General features: G+C 64.5%; 5 protein-coding genes, 1 tRNA gene and 1 pseudogene. 4 read left to right on the top strand and 3 right to left on the bottom strand.

Annotated elements, in window-relative coordinates; genetic code table 11:
• The 4 genes and pseudogenes from ETD96_RS38020 to ETD96_RS38005 form a co-directional block, all read left to right on the top strand.
• Nucleotides 1-231: pseudogene (locus tag ETD96_RS38020) on the top strand (metallophosphoesterase); the annotation flags it as partial.
• Nucleotides 228-812 (top strand): class I SAM-dependent methyltransferase, encoded by a 585-nt coding sequence (locus ETD96_RS38015; RefSeq protein WP_138641334.1) that lies wholly within the window; start codon nucleotides 228-230, stop codon nucleotides 810-812. The pseudogene ETD96_RS38020 and the gene ETD96_RS38015, both read left to right, overlap by 4 nt.
• A gap of 76 nt (nucleotides 813-888) precedes the next feature.
• Nucleotides 889-962, top strand: a tRNA-Pro gene (locus ETD96_RS38010).
• A gap of 311 nt (nucleotides 963-1,273) precedes the next feature.
• On the top strand, nucleotides 1,274-1,621 hold the full coding sequence (locus ETD96_RS38005) for a helix-turn-helix domain-containing protein (protein WP_171069431.1): 348 nt from the start codon (nucleotides 1,274-1,276) through the stop codon (nucleotides 1,619-1,621).
• A 38-nt stretch (nucleotides 1,622-1,659) separates the two neighbouring features.
• Here ETD96_RS38005 and ETD96_RS46240 read toward each other — a convergent pair whose 3' ends face one another.
• The 3 genes from ETD96_RS46240 to ETD96_RS37995 form a co-directional block, all read right to left on the bottom strand.
• Nucleotides 1,660-2,205, bottom strand: coding sequence for a hypothetical protein (locus ETD96_RS46240; protein WP_205719663.1), 546 nt, complete (start codon nucleotides 2,203-2,205; stop codon nucleotides 1,660-1,662).
• A 229-nt stretch (nucleotides 2,206-2,434) separates the two neighbouring features.
• Complete coding sequence (locus ETD96_RS46235; RefSeq protein WP_205719662.1) at nucleotides 2,435-2,659, bottom strand: NERD domain-containing protein; 225 nt, start codon at nucleotides 2,657-2,659, stop codon at nucleotides 2,435-2,437.
• 25 nt (nucleotides 2,660-2,684) lie between these two features.
• Nucleotides 2,685-6,386, bottom strand: a complete 3,702-nt coding sequence (locus tag ETD96_RS37995) for an AAA family ATPase (RefSeq protein WP_205719661.1) — start codon at nucleotides 6,384-6,386, stop codon at nucleotides 2,685-2,687.
• Between the last annotated feature and the right edge of the window lie 726 nt (nucleotides 6,387-7,112).

Here is a 7,112-nt window from a genome sequence, read left to right as displayed (position 1 = left end):
GGCTACGACCTCCTCCTCGCCGGCCACACCCACGGCGGCCAGGTCTGCGTCCCCTTCTACGGCGCCCTCGCCACCAACTGCGGCCTCGACCGCCCCCGCGTGAAGGGCCTGCACCGGCACCAGGGCTCCTGGCTGCACGTCTCCGCGGGCCTGGGCACGTCCCCGAAGGCCCCCATGCGCTTCTGCTGCCCCCCAGAGGCGTCCTTGCTGACCCTCGTCCCCCGGACGTGAACTGGAAGACCGCCACCGCCCTCTCCACCCTCTACGACTACGCCGTCCAGAACCGCGCACTCTCCCGCCTCGGTGCACGCATCCTCTGGAACTACGACATAGCCAACCTCCACAGGGCCATATCCACCCAAGACCCAACAGCCCTGACCCTGGACATCCCCTGCGGCGGCGGCATGGCCGCCCGCGGCCCCCGCCACGTAGCCGCCGACCTCTCCGCCACCATGCTCCACCGAGCCCGCCGCAAGACAAACACCCTCGTCCAGACCAACATCTACGCCCTCCCCTTCCACCCCGCCACCTTCGACGCCTGCGTCACCTACAACGGCCTCCACTGCCTGGACGACCCAGCCGCAGCCATAGCCGAACTGACCCGCGTCCTACGCCCAGGCGGCACCCTGAGCGGCACCACCTTGGTCCGAGGCACCAACCGCGACCCCCTGATCAGCACCTTCCAACGCCTAGGCATCTTCGGCACCCCGGGCACCACCGAAGACCTCCACACCTGGCTGACGAACGCCGGCCTCAGAGACATAGAGCTCACCCCCACCGGCGCAGTGACCGCCTTCACAGCCCGTAAATAGGGACGCAGCACCCCCAGACATCCGCTAAGGTGGACTAGGCGCCGGGAGAACGTACGACTCCCGGGCAGCCACCAACCGGGGTGTAGCGCAGCTTGGCAGCGCGCTTCGTTCGGGACGAAGAGGTCGTGGGTTCAAATCCCGCCACCCCGACAGAAACCGCCAGATCAGAGGCCGGATCTCCACACAGGAGACCGGCCTCAAGATCTTTTGTCCGTCATTTGTCCGCGAACTCCGCCACCACCCACGGACACCGTCCGCCCCAGACCAGCGCCGAGAGACAACCGCCTCGTCCTTCCACCGTTCAAAACCTGAGTCTCTGCCCACCCGCTCGCGACGCTGCCAGCGAGCCACCCGACACGATCCGGACGATGCACCCAGCCAGGGTCACTCAACCATGGCTCGGACGAGCGCTCGGCGGGCATAACTCTCCTGAGCTCGTTCCTCTGATCCGGGGGGCCGCCATGAGCCCGAGCCTCGGAATGCTCGTCCTGTCTGCCCGTGTCGCCCGCGGCTGGACACAGCGCGACCTCGCCGACCCCCTCCACTGCTCACACTCCACCATCTCCCGCCTGGAGACCGGCGCCCAGGCCCTGGACGACTTATCCACCCTTCGCCGCCTCGCCGAAGTTTTGGAGATCACCCCGGCCGCACTGGGCATCACCTCTACGGTGACGATCCACCCACCCGCGGAGGACGATGTGCGGCGCCGCCAGCTGTTGACCTGCCTCGCGGTCACCGCTGCCGCCGCCAGCGCACCAGCCCGTGCCGCCGTCGCAGCAGCGGCCGGACACGTCGCGGCCTCTTGGTGATGTCAGCCGCGTACACCGCCCCCCACGCCGGCGACCGCTCAGGCAAGCGACAGCCGACAGAACGAGCAGCAGCGACCGCAGCGCAACTCGGCAGAGCGGACGGTCCCGGCGAGCTGCCGGACCAGGGCCATACGGTCGAGAATGCCAAGCTTGTCGCCGTAGCGGAAGAGGTACTCGTCGAGCCGCAGAGTGTGGGGGTCGCAGTCGAGCACAAGGGCGGGGCCGGCGGAGTGACCGGATGGGTCGTACTGCTTCAGCTGGACCACGCCCGGATGACGGAACCGCTGCAGAACGTCGGCCCCACGCCGGGCGGCGCTCTCCACCGACCGCCGTATAGAGGTGTCGGCGCCGCGCTCGCTCAGATAGATCCGGAGCCGCGCCGGCTCGTGCAGTTCACTGTGCCGGGCCAGGTGGTCGGCCCAGGTCGGGCCCGTGTCGAACGCGTTGCGCTCCAGCAGGTACGGGCCCACCTTGAACTCCGCCTCGCTGCGGCGAATGCCGACCCGGTCCAGCGCGGCCTTGATCGCCCGGGAGCGGGGACCGGTGATCCGCCGTCGCTCGTCATTCGGGGGACGGCGGAGCATCTACAGGAGTTCATCGATGGTCTGCACACTGTGCTGCTCACCCACCGGCAGCCGGACCCGCAGCGAGAGTCGGTGAAGCACGCCCCAGCACCGACCCACACGCGTTCGCCCTTCTGGGCCAGCAGCCCGGCGAGCTCTTTGGCCTTCTGGTTGGCCAGATGCAGCGGGTTGCCATGCGGGACGCGGCGTCCGGTCGGCGTCGTCTGCACCCAGGTGCCGTTCTTGGTGGCTAGGCGCGGCCATGCCAGTTCTTCAGTTCGATCATGTGGACGCCACCGGGGGTAACGACCAGCAGGTCCACCTCCCGGATGTGGCCGGTGTTGGCGGTGAACGTGAAGTTCGACCGTGCGCGCCACGGATCAGCGTCTGGCAGCTGCTCCCGAATCGCCTCCAGGCCGCGCCGCTCATGCTCGAACTGGGACTCCGTGACCGTCGTCCATCGATCTTCGAGCATCCAACCTGGCACTCGGCTTCGTTCCCTACTGCCTTGGACGCCGTCGCGCCTGCCTCCTGACTCGCCGTGCTTGGCTTTGCTTGTCGCCCGATGACTTCGGAATCGTGGCCGGCGTTACCCCAAGAACCTCGGAAGCGAGCATCAACCAGGCCTTCGCATTGGCGCCGTCGAGGTCATCAGTCCACATGAGTGAGCCGTTCGATCCGCCACCTTGGTCGTGCGGAAGGATGCCGTTGTCGGCGTACCAGGCTTTCTTGAGTTCCCACTTCCGGGCATAGTCGGGTAGGTCGAGCATGCCCGCATGCTCCCAGTACACCGTTCGCCCATCGGCAGCCGCGATCGTGAAATCAGGGAGGACGACGCGTCCGTCGGAACCGGTCAGAGGCTCTTCGTATCGCCAATGACCTGGAACAAGTCGGTCGAGAAGACCGGCGATGATGACCTCGTTCTTCGACGCCATCGGGATACCGCTTGCTGAAACATGCATCAGCTTCCGGTCGAAGCGGCGACCCTCGCCCCGGATCTCGAGCTCTACCGGGTGTGGAACCTCGAACAGGTCGGTAAGCCGCCGAGCGGTCTCCGAGCGCCAGGGCTGCGCGAGCTCCCGCAGGTCGGAGAGTGTGCCCTCATGCAGGATGACGACCTTGTCCTTCTGCCTGGTGAGGGCGGTGTACATGAGCTCGCGAGAGACGTTGGCCCGAGCAGGGAGGAAGAGGAACGTCGTGTCGAACTCTGATCCTTGCGCCTTATGGACGGTGACCGCCCATGCGAGTTCGAGTAGCGCGTCATCAGAATCCGTCGGCCAGTACGAGTACTGGAATCCGGGTTGTGAGGAAAACTCGACGTTGAGGCGAAGCTTATTCTTCGGCGCCTTCTTTGCTGGCGTCACATATCCGATGGCGACGCCGATTTCTCCGTTCGCAACGTAGTTCATTCCGCCGTGCTTGGGCCACGCAGACAGCTTCTTATTGGTGGTCTGCATGACCTTGTCACCGCGAACGATCAGCTCGGGTCCGATAGGCCTCGGGATGTTGCCATTCGGGGTGTTCTTCTGTGCCCACGAGGTGTCGCCGCCCCGATACGTGCGTTTGATGTGGCGGTTCAGCTCTACCGTGCCGAACGCTCGTGATCGGGTCGGGGATAGGATCTGCCATCTTTCGGCGTCCTTACCCGCGCCGACCTGCCAGTTCAGGTAGGGGCCGTTGATCACGCCGCCGTAGGTGAGCGCGAAGGCTCGTATCGGGTCGGGGTCGCCGTCGAGATTGAGATTATGTTCAAGCTCGTCAGTCAGCACCTCAACAGCAGTCCGGTCGCTCCAGGGCACGTATCGCACGGTGGGCAGATCGGGGTTGGCGGCCAGCTCTGCCCAAATGGCTTCGTCGGCCGCCCCTCGGGTGTTGTCGCCGAACCAGGCCGCCAGCTCGAGGTCGTGCCGTTCACCATGGCTACCATCAGCGAGTTGCCGCCGAGGCACCTGTAGTTCGACGTAGCCGGGTGCAACCCGAACCCAGCTGCTGAACTTGTCAGGCCGGAGCTTGTTGACGAGGTCGACGAAGGGACGGCCAGCGCCGATTGGTGGTAGCTGGCGCGGGTCGCCGACAAGGATGAGTCGCTTGACCCCAGCAAGGGAATCAAGGGTAGCGGCGAGCATCTCTTCGGTAAGCATCGATGCTTCGTCGATGACGACCAGCGCATAGTTGTGCCGTGGCTGCTGGTCTCCCCACACGAGATAACGGCCCGTCTCCCCCTCGTACCTCTTGGTGCTGCTCAGATAAGACGCAAGCGTCCTGGCGGGCAACTTGACCTTGGTTTCCAGTTGGACCTTCGCCTTACCCGTCGGCGCAAGGAGGAGGACGTTGCCGACGGCAACTTCGGGATACTCAACCAAGGCACGTAGCAGCGTGGTCTTACCCGTTCCTGCCGGCCCAATGAGCACCGAAAGCGGCGCCTCATGGAGCGCAGACAGACCGGCAGCCTTCTCGGTGCGGGCGCGGTCCTCCAATTCGTCGATGTCTCCCGTGACGTCCTGGTTCTGGTCCAGCGCATTGTCCAGCGCTGTCCTGGCGTCCGTGACCGGCCCGTAGGGGACCCGGCTCTCCTGAGCCTCGACCCAGTCCCGAATGACGGAAGAGGTTTCTTCGAAGCGTGTGAGTTTGTACGCAGGTTGGCCATGAGCGAGCGAGAGAGTTGTCAGTGGTGACCACTCGCTCCACTCGTTGAGTCCATCATGGTCCAGATCGAGGCCTGCCAAGATCGTCGTGGTCAGGGCAGGCGGCTGGGCAAGTGCAACATCGTTTGCCAGCGTGATGGTTTCGTGTTCTGGTACGACCGTGTCACCCTGCCGTCCTTGCCGTTCGAGCACATCGGTCAGCAGTGCTTCGATCCGGCGCCGGTCGAGATGGCCCTCCAGTTCGAGCTTATCGGGAATCGGAGGTTTCCAGGTGACGTGTGTCGACGGAAACAACGCACGGTCGACGGTCGTGAACGGAACGTGCTCTACCATGCCGTAGGTGCAGGTTGAAGCAAGGTACGGGTTCTCCAGCAGGTCCTCGGCCACCATTTCGACCTCGGTATCACCTTCGAGCAGCATCTGCACCTGGGCCGGGGAGATGTCGAAGCCGGAGAGCAACCGCAGGACAGCCTGACGCTCGGACGGCACCTTCTTCCAGATCCTGGCTTGGAGGGCACCGATGTGCGGTTTTATGGTGCTCGGCGCGCCAGACGGGTCGGTGAAGACCGTCTGCAGGAGGTCCCACGGGTCAGTTTCGTCTCCAGCCTCTCCGATCACTGCTCGCGCTGCCACGTACGGCTGCTGGACGCCGATTACCTTGAGCACGCCCGGTAGGCCTGGAACGGGACCACGCAGCTGCCAGAGTCGCTCGATCTGACTCTGCAGCCACTCACGGCCAGCGTCAGGTACCTCGATGCCCAGTCCCCGCATGCCTTCGGCAGCTGATTGGAGAGAGGCCAGCGCCTCAAGGGCGGCATCGTCGGAGAGATGCTCGGTCACGTACGAGAACTCGACCGTGCGACCCTCAGGAGCCCATGCGAGCGCCGGGTCGACGTCGGTTCCCTCGTCCATCAGAGGAATGAGCTGCTGGTAGGGCAGCAAGATCCCGTCGGTCATGTCGACACGTAGCGAGTGCTCGACAATCGTCTCCCACATGGAGGACCTGAACGGCGCGTCTTCCGATTGATCCCACATTGCAGGCGGAGTGACGCGCGTGACCCGTGCGGCACCGACCAGTAGTCGGTCGGTGCGCTGTTCTTGAAGCGGCGAGTGCTTCAGGTAGGCGAAGACCAACGAATCGCCCGTGGCGACGGGCTCGAAGAATGCCTCCATGATGGCACGTTGGTTTTCTCCGTCCATCACCCAAGGCGGGGTATAGCGCAGTGTGGCATCAGCAACCTCTTCCGCGGTCAGGTTGAAGGAGGGGACTCGGTCATGCCCGATCTCCTGCGCGAAGGATTCGCGGTTCATCCAGCGGAACGGAACTGCCTCGAACGCGTACCCAGGAAGAGTGACGGGGGTGTCGTACAGCTTGCCCTTTAGCGCACTGTTATGCCGGTACGGGTGCTGTTTGACGACGGAGTATCCCAACGGTGACATAAATGTCGCGCGCTCGCTAAGGCACGGTAGCCGGTCCTGATCGAGGCTATCGATCCCAGCGCTCGAGTGGGTGACCTCGAACGCGTCATCCCGTCGCCTGCCGATCGCGGCGAGCAACGTGCACGACGAGTTACTCAAGGGGTCGTCACAGATGAACTGATCCCACGGACGGTCTCGCCAGGGGACCCTCATCGACAGGTGCTGAATTACGGCCACACAACAGGTCTATCATCTAGCGCCGGAACAGTCTTCCGATCAGCCCCATGGTTCGTCATCATGCTCGGTCGCCACTCTGAGTCGCTCACGCGCGTCCCAGATGACGCCCCGACGCGAACGGGGTCATAACGCGGCGGTGTCCGCGGCTGCGTGCAGAGTCCCTCGATCGATGAGCGCATACATGAACGCAATTGATCAGACGATTGACGCCGATTTGGGAGTGCGGTGCTGGCGGCAGCGTGACTGATGGCTCCCTGGACTTCGCTCTCAGAAGGGATCCGTTCGCCCTCACCTCACCGGAGGCAAACACAGTGCGGGAGCGTCACCTGCCCCCCGGCAGCGTACCTGGACGCCGCTTCCACCAGCGTCGCCACAGCCACGATCGGTCGAAGGCGACGGGTGGACGAGCTAGCCGACTCCGTCCTGCTGTGCAGACGCATCCTCCTCACCCTGGGGGCAGGTCGAGCTGAGTGGAGTGCACTGTGCTTCACACCTATCGATGGACGATGCTGTTCACAAAATCACCCCGTCAAAGTATGGTTTTTCCCGCGATGCCTCGTAAGTTTCATCATGGCAGCCACCGCGACGGCGGACCGGGGGCATCTGCAGCCGGGCTGTCGGCGAGGG

The organism is Actinomadura geliboluensis, assembly GCF_005889745.1.
GTDB classification, from domain to species: Bacteria; Actinomycetota; Actinomycetes; order Streptosporangiales; family Streptosporangiaceae; genus Spirillospora; species Spirillospora geliboluensis.
The sequence above is the reverse complement of the archived record's forward strand: the minus strand, read 5'-3'. Positions and strand labels throughout refer to the sequence as shown.

What these genes read in the sequence shown, in the direction of transcription:
- ETD96_RS38005 (WP_171069431.1), top strand. Translation starts at nt 1,274, where the DNA reads ATGAGCCCGAGCCTCGGAATGCTCGTCCTGTCTGCCCGTGTCGCCCGC.
- ETD96_RS46240 (WP_205719663.1), bottom strand. Translation starts at nt 2,205, where the DNA reads ATGCTCCGCCGTCCCCCGAATGACGAGCGACGGCGGATCACCGGTCCC.
- ETD96_RS46235 (WP_205719662.1), bottom strand. Translation starts at nt 2,659, where the DNA reads ATGCTCGAAGATCGATGGACGACGGTCACGGAGTCCCAGTTCGAGCAT.